Source organism: Carboxylicivirga taeanensis (assembly GCF_051851475.1).
Taxonomy (GTDB): Bacteria; Bacteroidota; Bacteroidia; order Bacteroidales; family Marinilabiliaceae; genus Carboxylicivirga; species Carboxylicivirga taeanensis.
In genome coordinates this window covers 296,198-316,860 of sequence record NZ_JBPUSJ010000004.1, presented here as the reverse complement: position 1 = coordinate 316,860, position 20,663 = coordinate 296,198, and the positions used below count along the sequence as shown (strand labels likewise).

At 39.3% G+C, this 20,663-nt stretch carries 11 protein-coding genes; 1 reads left to right on the top strand and 10 read right to left on the bottom strand.

Features of this window, described 5'->3' with window-relative positions; genetic code table 11:
* Nucleotides 1-12: 12 nt before the first annotated feature.
* From ACSX1H_RS08445 to ACSX1H_RS08400, 10 genes are all read right to left on the bottom strand, one after another.
* Nucleotides 13-2,445, bottom strand: a complete 2,433-nt coding sequence (locus tag ACSX1H_RS08445; protein WP_439183412.1) for a glycoside hydrolase family 2 TIM barrel-domain containing protein — start codon at nucleotides 2,443-2,445, stop codon at nucleotides 13-15.
* A 10-nt stretch (nucleotides 2,446-2,455) separates the two neighbouring features.
* Entirely contained in the window at nucleotides 2,456-3,817 is a 1,362-nt protein-coding gene (locus tag ACSX1H_RS08440; RefSeq protein WP_439183411.1) for a sulfatase, read from the bottom strand.
* Between the two features lie 112 nt (nucleotides 3,818-3,929).
* Nucleotides 3,930-5,384 carry an arylsulfatase gene (locus ACSX1H_RS08435; protein ID WP_439183410.1) on the bottom strand — a complete coding sequence of 485 codons (1,455 nt, stop codon included), beginning with the start codon at nucleotides 5,382-5,384 and terminating at the stop codon, nucleotides 3,930-3,932.
* A gap of 91 nt (nucleotides 5,385-5,475) precedes the next feature.
* Nucleotides 5,476-7,941 carry a beta-galactosidase GalB gene (gene galB / locus ACSX1H_RS08430; protein ID WP_439183409.1) on the bottom strand — a complete coding sequence of 822 codons (2,466 nt, stop codon included), beginning with the start codon at nucleotides 7,939-7,941 and terminating at the stop codon, nucleotides 5,476-5,478.
* Between the two features lie 29 nt (nucleotides 7,942-7,970).
* Nucleotides 7,971-10,094, bottom strand: a complete 2,124-nt coding sequence (locus ACSX1H_RS08425; RefSeq protein ID WP_439183408.1) for an alpha/beta hydrolase fold domain-containing protein — start codon at nucleotides 10,092-10,094, stop codon at nucleotides 7,971-7,973.
* A gap of 11 nt (nucleotides 10,095-10,105) precedes the next feature.
* Nucleotides 10,106-11,563 (bottom strand): alpha-L-arabinofuranosidase family protein, encoded by a 1,458-nt coding sequence (locus tag ACSX1H_RS08420; protein ID WP_439183407.1) that lies wholly within the window; start codon nucleotides 11,561-11,563, stop codon nucleotides 10,106-10,108.
* A 136-nt stretch (nucleotides 11,564-11,699) separates the two neighbouring features.
* Nucleotides 11,700-13,172: an alpha-L-arabinofuranosidase family protein gene (locus ACSX1H_RS08415; protein ID WP_439183406.1), complete on the bottom strand. Its 1,473-nt coding sequence runs from the start codon at nucleotides 13,170-13,172 to the stop codon at nucleotides 11,700-11,702.
* 59 nt (nucleotides 13,173-13,231) lie between these two features.
* Nucleotides 13,232-14,266 (bottom strand): hypothetical protein, encoded by a 1,035-nt coding sequence (locus ACSX1H_RS08410; protein WP_439183405.1) that lies wholly within the window; start codon nucleotides 14,264-14,266, stop codon nucleotides 13,232-13,234.
* Nucleotides 14,267-14,283: 17 nt separating this feature from the next.
* A complete protein-coding gene (locus ACSX1H_RS08405) occupies nucleotides 14,284-15,807 on the bottom strand; it encodes a RagB/SusD family nutrient uptake outer membrane protein (protein WP_439183404.1) in 1,524 nt (507 codons plus the stop codon).
* 20 nt (nucleotides 15,808-15,827) lie between these two features.
* Nucleotides 15,828-18,851, bottom strand: a complete 3,024-nt coding sequence (locus tag ACSX1H_RS08400; protein ID WP_439183403.1) for a SusC/RagA family TonB-linked outer membrane protein — start codon at nucleotides 18,849-18,851, stop codon at nucleotides 15,828-15,830.
* A gap of 379 nt (nucleotides 18,852-19,230) precedes the next feature.
* Here ACSX1H_RS08400 and ACSX1H_RS08395 point away from each other — a divergent pair, with 379 nt between their 5' ends.
* Nucleotides 19,231-20,607, top strand: a complete 1,377-nt coding sequence (locus ACSX1H_RS08395) for a right-handed parallel beta-helix repeat-containing protein (RefSeq protein WP_439183402.1) — start codon at nucleotides 19,231-19,233, stop codon at nucleotides 20,605-20,607.
* The last annotated feature ends 56 nt before the right edge of the window (nucleotides 20,608-20,663 follow it).

The window sequence follows — 20,663 nt, the reverse complement described above, 5'->3', positions numbered from 1 at the left end:
CTTATTAATGTTTTACTCGCATAGAACTAATATATTGCTGCCTTTCAAAGTTTCAGCCTTTGCTGTAATTTCAATCTGACCACTTTCTCCTGTAGCTTGTATCATCAACAGACATTTACCATTAAATGCCTTACGCTGACTAACTTTATGCGGTGATAAATCCAGTATATCCCCATTTTCAACACCAATTATACGTGCCGGACCATCCACATCGAATTCTATCAAATGATTAGCATTTGGGACCATCACTCCTTTATTATCTACAACTGTAATTTCACAATGCACAACATCTATATTGTTACTTTTTACGGTGGCTTTATCAACTTCAATGCTTAATCCTGAAGCCTCTCCTGCTGTGACATATTGTTTTTCGACTATAGCAATACCGTTTGATTTTGCAACAACTGAAAGTTTACCAGCGTCATAAGGTACTAACCAAACCATCTGCCTTTCTTTACCCATATTCTTTTCTCCTAAAGACTGACCATTAAGAAACAACTCAGCTGACTCACAATTAGTATAAACTACTACCGGTATTTCCACCCCCTCTTTACCGGGATGGGTCCAATGCGGTAACAAATGAACCATCGGTTTATCACTCCATAAACTTTGGTATAGATAATAGTGGTCCTTTGGGAAACCAGCCAGGTCAATAATCCCAAAATTTGCTGTACGCGCCGGCCAGTTAAATGACTCACCCAGATAATCGAAACCGGTCCATCGGAAGTTGCCGAGGTAATAGTCTCTTTCTTCAACCCTGTTCCAATCGTGGCGAACACCAACTCGAACAATGGAATTATCATATGAAGATTGATACCTTGGCGTGATATTAGTAAATACTTCTTTATCGGATAAATCATCAATCTTATAAATCTTATCCTCCATTTGAGCAAAGTGCTCCGGCTTCTCCCAAGGGGCAGGATTGTCTTTTGTTCGATACCAAGTTTTTGTTCGATAAACTCCACGTGTTTGGAGCGTATGTGTAATTTCTGTACCAATAATCGCCTTCTCGGGATGTCTTTTGTGATAATCGGCCAAACTTCCTTTGAACTCACCATGCCCATTAAACCCTGCAATATCTATATGAGGAGCCATATATCCCCGGCCTTGTGTGATAGGCCTTGTATTATCTATACCCCGAGCGAAGTCAACAATTTCCTCTTGTTCTTCATCAGTAAAACCATGCACCTCGTTACCAATACTCCAGATAACAACAGATGGATGATTACGGTCACGTTTCATAAAATCGGTCAGGTCGCGTTTCCACCATTCAGCAAAATAATTGCCATAATCATGTTTGGCTTTGGGATTCCACCATCCGTCAAAAGCCTCATCCATTACCATAAAACCCATGGTGTCGCACATGGTATAAAACTCGGGTGAGAATGGGTTATGAGTCGTTCGCAAAGCGTTACATCCCATTTCTTTAAGCATCTTCAAACGGCGATATAAGACATCATCTGGCACAGCTGCCCCAACCGGTCCTGCATCGTGATGATTACTTAACCCTTTGAACTTGATAGATTGCCCATTCAGGAAGAAACCTTTGCTGCCTTTTAACTCAATAGAACGAATACCCAATGGTGTGATGTAATGATCCATACATGTTCCATCCACAATTAGACTTGTTACAACGCTGTACATATTGGGTTGGTTGGGTGACCATAATAGAGGATTTTTTACTTCAAAGTTTTGCTTGACCTCTGTATGCCTCGCCATTTCGACCTTATTAACTGATTTGGCTACAACATTTCCGGCTGCATCTTTAATAAGACTGCTTACAAGCACCAACTGTTTACTGCCTGTTTCATTGCTTATTTGCATTTGCAAGTTGACATTTGCTGTCTGCGAACTCACTTTAGTTGTGATAACAAACGTTCCCCACTGCGGAATATAGATGTCCTTTGTTTTTGTCAGCCAAACATGACGGTATATCCCTGAACCAGTATACCACCTTCCACTAGGTGCTTTGGAATGATCGACACGTACAGCCAATACATTATTCCCCTTAGTTATATATGGCGTAATATCATAGCTAAAGCTTATGTACCCATATGGTCTATTACCTAAATGATGCCCGTTGATCCACACATCACTATTCATATATACACCATCAAACTCAACAAAAAACTTCTCATCCGAGTGCAACTCCTTAATTTCAATTTGCTTTCTGTACCAACCAATTCCCGTAGGTAGGAATGCACCGGCAATACCTGCCGGATTGTTTTCATTATATTCACCTTCAATACTCCAGTCGTGTGGAACATTTAATTGACGCCATTTACTATCGTCAAAGGATACTTGCTCCGCACCGTGTACATCTTGCTGCATAAAGCGCCAATCCATATCAAGTGACACTCTGGAACGTGTCTCAGAGATGTCAACGCTCTGACATGCTACCAAAGCAACTAAAACCAATAATGACAGTATTTTGCTATATATCATAGTTCAAGTCTTAATCATTAATAATCTGTTTGTCTTTTTTTCTTTCTTTCTGCTGGTCATAATCCGGATTACTCATTGGCATTTGTGCATTCACATTTTTTCGCCATGCATCCATTTTTTTTCTCATTTCAATCACTCTATCAGGAAACTTACTATGTAGATTATGCCTCTCTCCCTGATCTTCCTCTAAATTGTATAATTCAATACTATCCGTTTCAAAGTTTTCAATTAGCTTCCACTTTCCTTGCCTGATGGCACCATGGGGCACAGCACCTTCCTGATGATAATGAGGGTAGTGCCAGTACAAAGCATCACGATTAAGCATTTGTTCCCCATTAAAAATTGATAGCCAACTAATTCCATCATATTCTTTGGCTTGACTTGAATTCTGAAACCCGGCTAACTCAAGTAAAGTAGGATAATAGTCTTCAGTTATCACGGGTTCGTGAATTATATGATGTGTTTTAATATAAGCGGGCGCATGCAAAATAGTAGGTATACGAATACCTCCTTCATACATACCTCCTTTACCATGACGTAAAGGTGCATTGTTTGTGATCTTACGCTGCCCATTACCGATTAAGCCTCCATTGTCAGAAGCAAACAGTATAATTGTATTCTCATACAGGCCACGCTCTTTGAGTTTAGCAATCACTTTTCCAACCGCATCGTCAGTATGTTCCACCATTGCTGCATAAACAGGGTTATGGTGTTGCTTAGAACTATCTTGTAAAGCCAGATACTTTTGAACCTTTTCCTCTTGTGCCTGAAGTGGCATATGAACGTTATACAACCAGAGATTGATAAAGAATGGTTTTTCTGATTGCTCTTCTATCACTTGGCAAACCTCATCAGCTAAGCGTTCTGTCAAATATTCATCAACTTCACCATCGTCCATCCGAGGATTTCCGTATGGAGAAAAATAGCCATTTGAACCATTTTTTACATTTCTATTGGGAGAGCCTTTAGACCACCCTCCTATATTGACATCAAAACCATGGTATTCCGGCCAGTCTTTTTCACTTTCACCTAAATGCCATTTACCGATATGCGCTGTATAATACCCGGCATCTTTAAATGCCTCCGCCAGGGTGTATTCTGAAGAATCTATAATCATTTTCCAGTCAGGCACCTTTAATCTGGCCCAAGGGTATTTATGGCCTTCAATCCAATCTGTCAGATGCAGCCGAGCCGGGTTTTTACCCGTCATTAGGGCTGCTCGTGTTGGCGAACATACGTTACAAGAACTGTAGGAGTTGGTAAATAAAATACCGTCTTCTGCCAATTGGTCAATATTTGGAGTAGAGTGGTAATCGCTGCCATAACAACCTAAGTCTTTCCACCCCATATCATCCACTAATATCACTATCACATTAGGCGATAATCTTTCTTGATTTGATTGACAAGCGGATAGGAACATCAACAATATGCTCAAAATGCCAGCATAATGCTTCAACTTTTGTTTTTTAGATGACTCAATCATATTAATCCACATGTAGGTAGGTTGGTGCGGAAAACTGATAGACCTCCGAATCTGTTCTTGCTTCTTTCATTATTCGATTCATCTTCGTAACAATTTCAGGATGTTCGGAAGCAATATTATTGGTTTCACCCGGGTCGATGCTTAAATCATATAGTTCTATTGGTTGGTCAGGTTGTTCAAGAACATTATACTTTACCCCCTTCCATTTCTCTTTACGAACAGCTATTCGTCCTCCCTTTTCATGAAACTCCCAATACAAATAGTCGTGCTGCTTTTGATTTGACTTGCCCAACAATGTTGGAAGAAAAGATATACCATCTATTTTCCTATCTATATCAACTCCAATAATATCGGCTATAGTCGGCATCACATCCCAAAAAGCGGAGATATGTTTGGTTGTGCTCCCAGCTTGAATCTTCCCTGGCCAATGGGCAATCATTGGCACATGAATTCCTCCCTCGTACAAGTCTCGTTTGTACCCTTTGTATGGACCATTACTATCAAAATAATCGGGATCGGCACCACCTTCCTGATGCGGTCCGTTATCTGAAGTGAATAATACTATCGTATTATCGGCAATGCCTAAATCATTAAGTTTATTCAATATTTCACCAACCTGCTGGTCCAATAAGGTCACCATAGCAGCAAATGTGGCATGGCAATTTTCTTGCGAACCATATGGTCCCTGACGATATTTTTCACCTTCATCAGTCCCTTTGTATTGTTTTTCAGGAAGTAATTTCCCTTTAAATGCATCAATATTTTGCTGCGGCATTAACAACTCTGCATGCGGTATTGGCGAAGCATAGTACATAAAAAAGGGTTCTCCTTTATTATCTTCAATAAACGCGAGTGCTTTATCATGAATCAAATCAGCTGCATAATCGTTTTGTTCTATACCTTTATTCCCCTCTAAAATAACTTTTGTCTGGTTATGCCATAGATGATATGGATAGTAGTGGTGAGCCAATCGCTGGCAGTTATAACCATAGAATTCATGGAAACCCTGCTTATTAGGGTCACCTTCTGAACCCGGATAACCTAAGCCCCATTTACCAAAAACACCAGTTTTATAACGAGCTTCCTGTAGCATTTCGGCCATAGTAAAAGTACTGTCAGGCAGTGGATGCTGTCCCTCCGGCAACACTTCCTTGTTTCCACGTATGGTGGTATGACCTGTATGCTGTCCTGTTAAAAGCGCCGAACGTGAGGGTGCACACACGGTAGAACCTGCATAGTGCTGCGTAAACACCATCCCATTTTCGGCCAGCTTATCAATATTGGGCGTTTTGAATTTTGATTGACCATTAAAACCAACATCGCCATAACCTAAGTCGTCAGCCAGGATATAAATAATATTGGGGTGTTTATCATTAACAACCTCTTTTCTGGAATGACAAGCCGAGAAGCCTGCTAAAATGCCAAACACTAGAAGTAATCTTTTTATAATTCTCATATATTCCGATTTAATTTCGTTACCAAACAACTACTTTTGTCCCTTCCCCTATACTTCCGGCATGTTCTGAGCAGAGACAAAAGTTATTGTATTATCTTGTTTCAACCTGTACATTAGTTGTTTTAAGCTCATCGCTATAAGCCTTGATGCTGACCTTGCCTGTATTGCCCTTTTCACTTTTAATTATAAGCATACATAAACCATTGAATGCTTTTCTGTAATTAGCTTGAAAGGGTTCAGTGGTAGCAGCATTACCATTTCCAACGGCGGCAATGGTTGCAGGCCCTTTCACCTCAAAATGCACCAGGTTATCTGCTAAAGGACAAAAATTGCCTTGCTTATCTTCAATACGTACCGTTATAAATGATAGGTCATAGCCATCAGCTTCTATTACCTTTCTATCAGGTATTAATCGTATTTGGGCTGGTTCTCCAGCTGTAACAATTGTTTTGATTGCCGCAGCTTTTCCATTTTTATATGCCACTATTTTCAATTCACCAGGCTCAAATTTCACCTTCCAGTTCAGTCGATATGGTGAGTCCCAGGTTGTTTGTGGTTTCTTCCACCAGTTAAAGACTGATGGAATGGTTGTTTTGTCTTCACCCATTACTTTTTTACCAAGTGACTGCCCATTCAGGAATAATTCGGCTTCATCGCAGTTGGTGTAGCAAAATACCGGAATGCTATCATGTTGAGTACCCTCCCAATTCCAATGTGGTAGAATATGCACCATTGGTTCATCTGTCCAAACACTCTGATATAGATAAAAACGATCTTTTGGAAAACCACACAAGTCGACAATACCAAAGTATGAACTGCGCGATGGCCAGTCGCCTGTCCACTTACCATGTGTATGGTTATCCTGTCCGTTATAAGGTGTTGGTTCACCCAAATAGTCAAAACCGGTCCATACAAATTCACCTAATGAACGAGTCATTGTTTCCTGAGCATAAAACTCAAAATCTGGAGGATATGCCCATGGTGGACTGATAATGTCATAGCTGCTTACTTGTAAAGATTCGTGTTTATCGTAATTATCCAACGGCAGATGATAAACACCTCTTGAACTTACACACGATGATGTTTCAGAGCCATATACAATCCAATCCGGATGTTTGCCCAGTAGATTATCATACTGTGTTGGTTTATAATTAAATCCGACAAGATCAATAGCACCTGCCAATCCGTTGTTTACACATGCCGGATACATATTAAATCCAGCGGTTACTGGCCTGGTTGGGTCTTCATCATGGCATATCTTTGTTAATGATTTGGCAAGCTCACCACCTCGAGACAACCGCTGCTCCACAATTTCGTTACCTATGCTATACATCACCACCGATGGATGATTGCGGTCACGCTTAATCATATCTCTTAAGTCGCGCTCATGCCAATCGTCCCAGTATTTATGATACCCATTTTCAGTCTTTGGTGCTTTCCAACAGTCAAACGCTTCTATCTGAACCAGGATGCCCATTTTATCACATAATTCAATCTGTTCTGGGGACGGAGGATTATGACTTGTACGAATCGCATTCACTCCCATTTGTTTCATAATTTCCAGCTGACGCTGAGTCGCCCGATAATTCACTGCAGCGCCTAAGGGCCCTAAATCGTGATGCAGGCATACTCCCTGAAAACGTACTTGACGACCGTTTAGTAAGAATCCTTCTGCATTGGAATATTCAATAGAACGGACTCCAAAAGTTGAGCTATAAGTGTCGACCGTGTTTCCATCTTTTTTCACCAGTGACTCCAACTGGTATAAATATGGATTGTCCAAGTCCCACAAATGTGGTGATTGCAGGTTAATTATTTGCTGAACTGTTACTTGCTTGTCATGAATTATTATATCTGATTCGCTTGAAGCCACAATTGTACCTTCCTTATCGATTATCCGGGATAGAAGACTATAACTACCCGCCATATCAGGTGCCACGTCAATGGTTGTTGCAATATTAACTTGAGCTTCTTCCTCAGAAACTTGTGGTGTTGTAATGTATGTACCCCAATGTGCTACATGTACAGGATTCTTAATTTCCATCCACACATTTCGATATATACCAGCACCCGGATACCATCGGGAAGACAACTCTTCCGGCGCTACTTTTACCGCCACCACATTTTCCTGTCCGAAGTTAACATAAGGTGTCAAATCTACCTCGAATCCTATATAACCGAAAGGTCTGTGCGCAACTCGCTGCCCATTTATATACACTTCAGCGTTGTTCATAACTCCATCAAACTCCATGTTGACGATTTTGCCTTGATAAGATTTATCGAGCGTAAAACGCTTACGGTACCATGCAGTTCCTGAGACAGGCAAGCCTCCTGTCCGTGCATCATGTTTTTCGTCAAAGGGACCTTCTATGGCCCAGTCGTGTGGAAGATGCAAGTGTCTCCAATTTGTGTCATTAAAATCATACAAACTTTCATTACCGGTTTGGCCTAAACTGAAACGCCAGTTCTGATTAAAAGACAATCGTTCCCTTTTCTCAAGCCCCAGGCTATAACAGGTTATCAAAAAAAGAACCACTAAACTTATCGTATATTTCATCATTATAATTTTTAGCACAAAAAAGTATGTTATAAATTCAGAATTTTCTCAGTAAAGGTGTACTCCCCATTTTCAAGGCTTATGATATATACTCCAGCGGGCTGAGAACTCATATTTATTGGGGTAAGGGAACACACCTTTAGATTCTCATAAACTATAAGTCCCGAAGTATTATATATCCTAACTTTAATTTCTGTATTTATTGGTTTGATAGTCCAACTGGTTGTTGAGATATCTGATGCTAGCACGTATGGTTTTTCAAATTCATTAACACCAATATTAATATCAGCAGCAATATCTTCAGTTTGATAAATACCATTACGCTTCAGGAAAGTAACCATCTCAAACAAGACATCTTCATACTGCTCCCAACCGGGATTAAAAAAAGCATGGGGTTCATCAGCATAAATAATGCTTGTTGCATCACCTCCACTATCATTAATCTTTTGGGCAAAAAGAATACTCTGCTGATGACTAATCGTTGCATCTGCATCTCCATGTATCAATATTGTTGCAGGTGGATTTGTCCTTAAATTATAATAGGCTGAATTTTGGGTGGCAGACGGTTCTTGCTGTCCATAATCATTTCCTGTGCCCCAAGGCCCGTAGTTATCCACAAAATTATATATGCCGTTAAACCCAACAAAAGCTTTAGTGCTTGAATATCTTTGGGCAACTAATGAGGCCAATGGTGTACCTGCTGATCCACCACTAAAAAATGAGTTACCTATATCTAAATTATACGTATCAGCATTCTCAACCACCCATTGATAAGCTGCGTCAATATCTTCCATAGCCTGAGTAAAGTCGCCATTGGACCCTTTGCATCGATATGCAATACCAATGTTGGCAATGCCCAAATTGGCTGCCAGGTACTCGGCATGAGGACTATTACTTGCATAGGAGTTACTAAGGGTACCTCCATTCCAACCTCCACCGTGTACCCAAAAGTGGACTGGTACTTTCCCATTCCTCCTCAATGGTAAAACAAGTTTTAACGGAATATTATGAGTGCCATCGTTTCTAGTGGCAATAGTAGGAATCTCAACATGTTCAATTCCAAAATCATTCTCAGTCTCAACAATAAACTCATATTCAGCTCGAACACCTTCATAAAGGCTCCCATCGGCAGACTCTAGCAATGGATTAACTACAACAGAAACTAAGTCACCCTTTGTCCAACTGCTATTTGGTTTAAGATTTAAGGTTGTTGACGAAGTTGTTGTCCACAAGCAAATATCATTAGCTAAAACCTTATTGATGTAAACATCAGGGTAGTTGATAATCGGTTGTTTCAACTCTTTAGAAAAGGTTAATGAAATAGAACCAGATGAAGAAAGCTCTGTGCTTGCGACTGGGGTAAATTCAGAAACCTCAAAAGCAGAATTGCTTAAATCAGAATACTCTTCGGCTAACCAATTTCTTATCTCTGCAAATTGGGCGGGTGGTAGAGTCCTGTTATAAGTAAGGAGTTCTGCCACCTCGGTATGATCATATGTTTGACTGCCAGAAGGTGTTAAGTGGAGGTTGAAATTCAGATCAAGAGCACCGGGCTCTATTGTGCCAATAATACTACCGGAAGAAACCTCGTCAGATTGACTATCGAAGTAAAGGTAATCGCCTGCTTCATTTATCGTAAATCCAAAATAAAAAAATGAATTTGGTGACATTTGAGATAATATGACCTGTGTCCACTTTGGATTTCCATACTGTAGAACTAACTCTTCTTTTGCATTGCATGCAAATCTAAAACCGGTATAAGAAGACCAGTCAGCGCTGGGTCTGAAATTACACAATAATGAAGCAATATTTTTAACATCGCCTACTTTACCAACATAAAAAACAGTATAACTCTGATTGCTAAAAAACTGATTTGAATTGATAAGATGCAAACAGGAGTTATTCGCAGTGAAGCCTACATTTACTTTCCCGGGGTAAGTTTCATACATCAATTGACCTGTTAGGTTTAGGTTGTTCTGCTCAGCATGACAATTGTTGCCGATCTGATTTTGCCATAAAACAACACCTCCATCCTGTTCTGTTATGCCTGAGCCATTTTTAAGCCATATGCTTAGCCCATCACTAATTGGTGGATCTGCTGAATATACAGGACTGAGAATTAGCATTACCCAAAAAAGAACTATATATTTCATTGTGCTTACTTTTAATAGTTGTTTAAAACCGTAATAGATAAGGGAGGTAAAACTATTTCTGCAATACCCTCATTTATTACATTTAAGGTCTGATAATTTAATAAATCAAGTTCCCTATCATCTGGATTTTCTCCTTTCAAAACAGCATGATTTAAGGCGCTTAAATTTTTGGGCATATTCTGGAGTTGGAGAGTCACCTTTAAATGCGAGGTATCCTTATTCATTAATAGAACATTACACTCTTTACGATTTCTATTAATACTGGCATAACTACGCAGATATGTTGAGGCATGGCTGGTACGAACACAATGATTTAATAAATTCTGATTAATTAATTTAATAATTTCAGCTGTCGGTTTGAGTTCGTTGTTGTCAATTCTTAATAGCACAGATACATCATCTGCTTCGTCATCTGTATATCCTTTCCAGGGAGAGTGTGTACCCCAGTTATAAATGTACGATACATTGGACATATTAATCTCATTGGACAACATCTCGAACCACCACAGAGCCTTATATACGTTATTAATATCCCCCATCCCTTGACCTGAAGGTGAAACCCCGGTTTCAGTAATTAATATTTCCATATCGGGTTTTGATGATTGATGCACCGCATCCTTCATCTTTATAACATTAGGAATAAAAGGGTCATTATATTCTTTCCATAACTCATAGGTACTACAAGATTCCTTATAAGCCCACAGGTATTGGTGACACGAAGCAAAATCAATTAAATCTGGGGTTTGTGAAATAATTCTTTTAAAAAATGTCGTCTTACTCAGGATGCCAGGACCCACTTTTATTTCCGAGTCAACAGCTTTCATTGCAGCAGAAATTTGCTGGTAAGCATCAACATACTCTTCCAAACTAATATATTCCGGATGATGATCGACTTCATTACCAATTTGCCAGTATTCTACATGGTAGTTTCTCTCCTTAACATACCTAACCCACTCAGCAGCTGAAGTAATCAACTGCTCTAGAGTTGGCCCTCCTTTATACTTGAATGACAAAGCATTTACAACAACAAGCGGTTTGATATCCAAACGAGTACACAAAGACATGTATTCATCAAAATCCATGGCTGACTTAAATGTCCCATCTTCTTTCGTTGCCCAATCCCATTGTGCTGGCGTTTGCGTTTTAGTTGCAACTGCAGGTCTCAGACCCTTTTGTGCATTGTCATAAGGAGGCGTATGCCACAGGTAATTATCAGCCAAATGGCCGTATGGAAATCTCAATGAGCCACATCCCAATTCGTTTATAGCTTCACTAAATGACTTATGATTATTAGGTCTTTTGGCATCTGAATCGAGCAACCAGCACAAATTCGCAGAAGCAACTCCAATTGGGATATCGGATTTAATTATTGCATTAAAATCCACAACAATAGTATCCTGAGAAAAGGACTGAACGGGCCATAAAGCCAACCATATCAGACAAAAAAAGGTATGCTTAATTATGTTCATAGAGATACTTTTGGCATCCACCTGCCAGAACAGACGGATGCTAATACATTAATTACCTATCATTTGCTGATAGGAGAACGATAATAAGTGTTGAATATTTGAATCGTTCCTTAACGGCAAGTATTCGTCAGCTCATTTAGTTTTTAATAACGACTTTAGTTAAGGAATTCTGAGGCAAGCTTAACTTAACCCTTGACGAAGACTCAACTGTTGCAACAGTTTGAATTATTTCACCTGTCACACCATCTTCTGAGCCAACATAAGATTTAGCTGTAACCATTTTAGCATTAATACCTTTTAAATCAATTCCTGTACTTAAAGGCACCTCATTTTGATTCTTATTCAGAAGGTATATGATTAGTTGATCACTTTCATCATCCCACACTGCTACATCGTAAACGCCATTAATCAGTGACGAGCATCTAACTTGCATTTTGCCCATGGCTTCGCCAAATAACTCGAATACTTTTGTTGCAGGGTTCTCCCTGTAGTTGTCCGTTGGATCCAATAAATACCGATTTACGGATGGCGAAGCATTTTCTGTTGGCCAATGTACCCCCCAAAAGTTGGCCATAAACAAGCCTGCATCGATGAATTGAGTAAACTGTTCCGATAACATCAAAGCTGATTCAAACTTAGACGGGGTTTCATCATCTGAGGGCGATGGTCCCAGGTTCCACTCATTGGATGCCAGTTTAATATGAGTATGACCTGTACGATGCAGTAAAGGTGTAAACTCCATTATCTCGCGAAAATAGCTTAAGCCATTGTACCATTGATTTTGAGTACTCATCGGGTAACTATTTATCCACCTGTTAAAAGTGGAAGTTCCGAACTCCCAATACCAGTGCACCTCCATGATATTGATATTCTCACCTGCTATAGAAATAAGTTTTTCCATACCAGCTGAACTAGTGGAAATTTTGCTATCCCAATTAACAATGGTTTCAATGTTTGGGTTTACCGCTTTCATTGCCGGTACATACAAATTAATTTGTTCTGCATATTCTTCAGGGGTCATCGTATAGTTAGCTCCTTTATGGTAGGCTTCGTTATCTAAGTACCAATACTTTACTTCATACCCCTGGTCTTTACAGTACTGCATTAGAGCAACTGCTTCATCAATTCCATCCTGTACACGGTTATATTTCAGCCCTGACCCCATGTTAATTCCCAGCATTGGTTCAGCCCCAATCGCATTCACATTAGTCATATACTCATCCACATCCATAAATTCAGTTGATGGCATATCATTAGCCGAGTCATAATTCGGATCCCAATTATCCTTCCAGCCTTGTCCATTAAGGTTATTCCAGTGATAGCGGTTCACTACTGCACCACCAGGATAACGTAGAATACCAGTATTCATGCGCTTAAACATTTCAGGTAACTGTCCCGAACCATTTTCCCACATGGCATCTTTTTCAAAACAATAAATACAATTAAACCCCATTAATAAAGGGCTCACAATCCCTTTCTCGTCATTAAGGTCCACCATGATATCATAAGTCGTATCATTTAATTGCGAGGACTCTATTGTATCTTCTTCACATGCATTGAATCCTAAAATTAGTATTAGTGCAGCAATATATATTAATAATTGATTCATTTTTAACAAGTTTAATTATGTGTGACTACGGTCTTTAAAAACGGCTACTGTCCTACTAATTAGTCAACTTTAACAACCTTAAAATTCTTAATGTAGTACGGATTCTGGGTATTGTATCCTGGTGAAAGCTTAATACTAAATGCATCTACTTCATTCACTGCTACATCGCCTGTATGTCGTCCGCCATCCTTTACAGACAAGGTTATTGTATGCCAAGCATTAGCAGAAGGAAGCGTTGATGTATAAGTCTCAAACAAACCTGCTTTATCATTTTTATACTTACCGAAATTAGCCATATAAAGGTCAAATGCTAATGCAAATGGCAATTCACCTGGCGCATCAGGATCGGCTGAATTGTCGTAATAAACATCAAACTGGAATGCTCGTTTACCTATAAGAATATCATTAATATATACATCAGGAATTGCTGTACCAAGATTTGCTATCACATTTGTAAACCCACTGTTTTTAATCACTTTTACAGCCTTCTCGCCCTCCGGCGCATCTGCATTAAGGGTAAAAACGGTATTAAAGCTTGCCTCATCTAATAGCCAAAGAGCTCTTAAGGTAAAATTATCAATCTCGTGGTCGCCCGATGAGGTAATTTTTGCGGCAAAGTTACCTCCACCCTGATTAGGAACTGGCTCATCCACAAACTCTACCAACGGACCACCAAAATCAGTCACCAAAAATTCAGGAGCTAAACGTCCTTCGCCTTTTGCGACAACTTTTTGAGCAGAAACAGTGATACCATCTTCATCAACTACCGAGAAAACTAGGGCAGTATCTTCCACATCTGGCATTACAAAGGTATATGTTACATCTTCTTTTAACTGACCATAGGCTGAAGTATGCACTTGTTCGTTGTTTAACAACATCCCAACAAGGCCAGCTTCACCTTCTAGATGGAACGAAAAAGTGTGTCCATCTTCGACCATAATGGAAACAGTATCTGACACTTCATCTATAAACTCAATGGTTGGTGCCGGATAATCTGGCAATCGTGTTTCAAAGGTTGGCTCTGCTTCCTCACAGGCGAAAGTGAAAAATACCAGGAAAGCCAAAGTTATTATATGTTTTAAATATCTCATCATCTTCTGTTTAGTTAGTTTTACCATCCAAAATTCTGATCCAAATTCTGATTAATTTCGCTTGCCGTGAAAGGTATGGGATATAAATAATGGCGTTGTGTCGGAAACAAATACCCCGATTTATCTCCATTCGAATTACCAGGTTCAAGTAACACTCCCATACGTGTATAATCAAACCATCCGTGACCTTCACCTGTTAGTTCCCATTTACGTTCTTGTAAAATCTTCTGACGTAATTCTTCCTGATTATCTGTGGTTACAGGATTCAACCCTGCTCTAACACGTACCTCATTGATTCCCGAACGCTTATTAACTGCACCCAATTCATTTAACGCCTCTGAATACATCAGTAAAACGTCAGCGTATCGAAGAACCGGAAAATCGCAGCCATAATCTTTTCCATCTATGGCACTAAAGCTTGGATCAGGACCTTCCTGAATATCACTTAAGAATTTACGCAAATGGGGCGCCACTAGTGGTGAATTTGGATATTCCACAGTAGCACCATTACCATCTATATATGAAGTCATGAACGAAGCATCTCTCCGTTGATCGTTAGCAGGATAAGAATTAAAGAACGTAATTGGCGTTCCGGCTGATTTCCATTCGACCAATGCAATACCTGACCCCTTTGGCACCCAGATTGGTGTCCAGGAATTACCTTCACCTCCATTATATCCTCCCGTTCCAGCCAAGTACTGAACTGAAAATATTACCTCTTTACCAGTTGGATTATCGACATCAAAGACATCCTCATAAACAGGCTCCAACTTATAAATATTTAAGTCGATAACTTCTTGTAATTTATTGGCTGCCATCTGGTAATACCGCGCATCACCTTTTTCCAGCTCTCCACTTGAACAATTAAGTGCGTAACCAGCCATAGTCAGATATACCTTACCCAGTAAAGCCTTAGCAGCTCCCAAAGTAGCCCTGCCTGCCTCTTCCTGCATTTCGGGTAAGTGCGATTCCGCATATTCCAGATCCTGAATTATTTGCTTATAAACTTCATTTCTAGAAACCTGCTCCATAAATTGATTCTCAACAATCGAAGTTGTTTCAGAGGTTAGTAAAGGAATATGCCCAAACAAACGGACCAGATTAAAATAGTTAAGCGCTCTCAAAAATCTTGCTTCTCCAATAATTCGCTTTTTTATTTGCTCATTATTAAAGCTAATAGCTGGTACACGATCAATTACCGTATTTGCTCGGTTATTTATCCTCCATGCTGCATTCCAGAAAGGATACAGTCGGCTATTTTCATCATCCTCGTAGGTATATCGGTCAAAAGCATCAGACCAAAAACTATAGTGCATTTCAGTGGGGTAATCTGCCAAGTGCCACATTGTTCTTCCATAGTAGTCATCACTCTGAAAACCATCATACACTCCATTTAACGCCGCAATTGCATCTGCCTCAGTTTTGTAAAAATTCGCAGGACCTAGTTGACTGTACATTTTTTCATCAAGAAAGCTATCATCACAAGCAACTGACGTCAAAATAATGAGCAACCAAAAACTATATTGTTTGATTATATTATTCATAACTCTGATTTTATAAAAGATTAGAATGTGACATTAACTCCCATCGAGTAAACCCTTGGCATTGGATAGGCTGAATTATCTATTCCCAGATTAGTAGCACTTTTACCTCCTGTATTCACATCCGGATCAAATCCTGAATAATTCGTAAGGGTTATTAGATTTTGCCCTGACACGAAAACTCTTGCAGCCTGAATGCTTTTAATTCGCTTTACCGGAATGTTATAGGATAGATTCAAATTCTGAAGCTTGATATAGCTTCCATCTTCAATGTTTGGCATGCTTCCTATACCTCCCATACGCATGAAAGAAGCATCGGGATTTTGAGGTGTCCAACTGTTCAATACAACTCGATCAAGATTATTACGCATATTGCTCACCTGTTGTAGATATCCACCTGTTTTGTTAAGTATATTGTTACCCTGACTACCTGTAATGAACACAGATAAGTCAAATCCTTTAAAGGAGAAATCATTCGTTATTCCGAATATAAAATCGGGATTAGGATCTCCAAGTATCGTCCAGTCTTCTCCTGATATCTTACCATCGGGCATACGATTGCCATTTTCATCCAAAGCCCCGCCAATGTCTGCATATCTCACATCACCAGGTTGAGCAGCCGGCATTACCAGACTTCCGTCCGGGTTCATATAGGCATATACTTCATCCCAGTCTCTGAAAATTCCTTCAAACTGTCTTCCTCTAAAAACTCCGACAGGTAATCCAACTTTCCATTGGTTCGCTTCATCGTCTAGCGCAATTATTTTATTTCTATTAAAGGATATATTTCCTGATAGATTCCATTTGAAGGCTCCTTCACTGATTGCTGCAAATACAGAAATCTCTAATCCTCTATTCTCAAGTTCTCCAGCATTGGTCATAGAAGCGTAATAACCAGACATTGGATCAAGCTTTTTATTCCATAATAAATCTTGCGTGTGTTGCTTGTAAACATCCACGGACAAGCTTAAACGGTTATTTATCACACCTACATCCACACCTAGGTTTGCTGTAGTGGTATATTCCCAACCTAAATCAGGGTTACCCAGAGTACTGGGATAAACAGCAGATTGAACTGCTTCATTAAAAGGATAACCTCCTATTCCTAGTATCACTTGTGATTTATACAATCCGATATTAGAATTGCCGGACAATCCATAACTAGTTCTTAACTTAAGATTTGAAATTACCGGCATGTTTTCTTTCACGAAATTTTCCTCTGAAAGACGCCACGCAATTGCTCCTGAAGGAAAGAAGGCCCACCTATTATCTTTTGAAAGTTTAGAAGAACCATCATAACGTCCCGTCAGCGTCAACAGGTATTTCTCATCAATAGTATAGTTTACCCTTCCAAAGTATGATTCAAGTTGCCAAGCTGTTTTCCATGAAGTAGGTTCTCCAAACTCCTCTGCAGAAGACATATTATTATACATCAAAACATCTGATGGGAAACCGATTCCATTCATGCCACTCGATTCTCCTACTTCCCATTCCCGGGAATATCCGGCCATCAGATCCATCGTATGAATACCCCATTTAGTCTTGTAATTGACAATATTATCATTCACAAAGTGATCTATCTTATTATTGTCTAAAGACGCTCGACCACCTACTAATGAGCCACTAATTGTTGTCGTGGGGTTATAATTGTACCTTTTTACATGACGAATATCGACACCATAACTTAACTTTATATTCAAGCCTTTAACTGGCTTTAAATTTGCAAAAACAGAACCAATAGATCGATCAGTTAAAAGCTTATTAGTTATTTCGTTGGCATTAGCAACGGGGTTTTCAATTCCCTGTGCTCCGGGGAAATTGTTAGCCATATAGTTCCCATTGATATCATAAACTGGCAAAACAGGTGACATCTTAATGGCGGCATTAATTGTTCCTCCACCAGACTCCATATTAGTATTCTCACCAGAACTATTTGTTGTGTACCTGCTGATGGTTAAATTATTACCAATTGATAACCAATTATTAATCGTTACATCCGTATTCACTTTAAAAGAACCCCGACTAAAATCCCCTCCAAGAATAACCCCTTCATGGTCAAGATAGTTACCTGAAAGAGCATATTTAACATCTTTTGTTCCTCCTGTAATACTAACCTGATGGTTTTGAGCAAAACCTGTTTGAGTAATCTGCTCAATCCAGTCCGTCCCCTTACCAATCGTCTCCGGAGATGGGAAATACCGATTTTCACCAACATAAACAGCAGCACTTCCTGTATTAACAAGCCATTCATTAAATTTTAAAGCAAACTCCTCACCATTTAACAAATCTAATCTACTTTGAATCTGCTCGAACTTAAAATAATTAGAATATTCTACCCTTGCTTTACCTTCCTTCCCTCTTTTAGTCGAGATCAACACAACACCGTTAGCACCCCTTGAACCATAAATTGCGGTTGATGATGCATCCTTTAGAATTTCCATCGACTCAATGTCTTCAGGATTGAAAGAGTTTAAGGTTCCTTCATCTACTGGAATACCATCAACAACATATAGTGGTTGGATGGAACTATTGATTGAGTTACCTCCCCTAATAATAACACTCACACTTCCACCTGGAGCTGCCGATGATGTTTTTACTTGCACACCAGATGCCCTGCCTTGTAATGCTCGGTCAAATGACTGAACGGGCATCTTTGCAATCTCTTCGGCTTTAACCGATGTCACCGAACCTGTCAGATCGCTCTTTTTAACGGAACCATAACCGATTGCCACCACTTCATCCAGACCTATCATATCTGGAATCAACTTAATATCTATCGTTGCATCTCCGTTAATTTTTTTTTCTACCCTTTTAAAGCCAATAAATGAGTAAATTAAATCAACCACACCACTAACCTCGATGTGATAACGACCATTAACGTCAGTTATCGTTCCGTTAGAGGTACCTTTTTCAATCACAGACACACCTGGCACAGCAATTCCCTTGTCATCTGTTACTATGCCATCCACCTTATATTGCGCACCGATATCTACAAAGGATACTAGCGCTATGTACAGCAATAGCAAAGCTCTTTTTGTTAATTTCATAATTTGGATTTAATTGTTTAAAGATAAATTTTTATAGCCATCATGGTTAAATAAATCAATGCACCAATGATTACAGCTGAAATGATTTTTTCTAACCAGAACTTCCTCTTAATAATTTTTTTCATCCACAAAAACAGTTAATTCTTCCGCAAACATAGCTGTAAGAAGCTATAATCCTACTGCCCAAAACAACAAGAAAATAGCACTCACAACACTTATCTGATTTGTGCTAACATTTCGTCATTTTGTGCTACTGGCATCCATTTCGTACAATTATTCAATCACATATATAACATCATCTTTACTAGCCCTGATTTACTTTTACTTCTAAATACTCTGTCAAAAAATCGAATTAAAACATTCATTTAAATTGAGAAATATGAAAAAATCAAGACTCCTTTCTTTGGCCATATTGGCTATTATTAGTTCTTTATCTGTTGCACAGACAACATGGTATGTTAGCACAACAGGTGATGACGAATACAATACTGGTAGTGAACTATCACCTTGGGCAAGCATTAAAAAATCAATAACAGAAGCTAACTCAGGTGATATTATACACGTTGAAGCCGGTATTTATACAGAAGTAAATATTACTGTCAGCAAAGACGTGACTATCATTGGAAAATCAGCTGCCTCAACAATTATCCAGGCAACTGCAAGTAAACCAGATGGAGCAGGTACAGATATGGCTCCTAATCAACGTGTTTTCTTGATCAATACTTCAGTAACAGCCACCTTAAAAAACATGAGCATTCGTTATGGGAATATTAGCGGTGGTGTAGGTGGTGGAATTAACACACAGATTAGTGCTAACTTAACACTTGAGAGCTGCAATATCTATGATAATTTCACAGACGCAGCTGCAGGTGGAGTGGGCGGCTATGGTAAAGTTACCATTAGAAACTGTTCTATTTTTGATAATAAAGCCAAACAAAATGGAGGTGGTCTGGCCTTCTTTGGCACACCTCTTTCAATGGAAAATTGTGTGATCTATAGAAACCACTCTGATGCTAAAGGCGGAGCCATTGCAATGGCTAACGACGGAGCCACATTATCCCTGAATAATAACACAATCACTAACAACACAACCAGTTCGGATGTTCGAAAAGGTATCTATTTTAACCTTGGTACTTGCACTACATTAACCAATAATATACTATTTAACGCATCTTCTTCAGGGGTTGACTTTGGATATGACGGTGGTGCCAATCCTGTTGCCGAATCAATAATTAAGAACAATATTATTTCGAAGTGCTGGTTAGAGGAGATCCGAAATGAAGCAAATAGTATCACATGGGAAAGTAATACAGCCGTTACAGAGTCTAACTTAAAATTAGGTCCTCTACAAGATAATGGCAATGGTATCCATACATTAGCTCTCAAGATTGGAAGTATAGCAATAGGTGCGGCTGATGCAACAACGGCCACCCCTACCGATATTCATGGCACAAGCAGAACAGGCAATCCTGACATTGGCGCGTATGAATACTCCACTGCCACAAATATCGACCACCAAGTTATTGATACACGAATTACTCCAAATCCTAGTAATGGCACATTCAATATAATGGCCAGCGAACTTTCTAATGGGCAAGTTGATATATATGCTTTAAATGGTAAGCTCATCCATTCATCACCTATTATACCAGGGAACAAGGTAATTACCCTTCCGTCTTATATTAATGGCATGGTTTTTATTAAGGTGAGCGGCAATGACTACTCGCAAGTATACAAACATATAGTACGCAAGTAAATAAGCGTTTGTTACAGTCCGTGCCAGTACCAAACTGCACGGACTTTCTGTTTAAT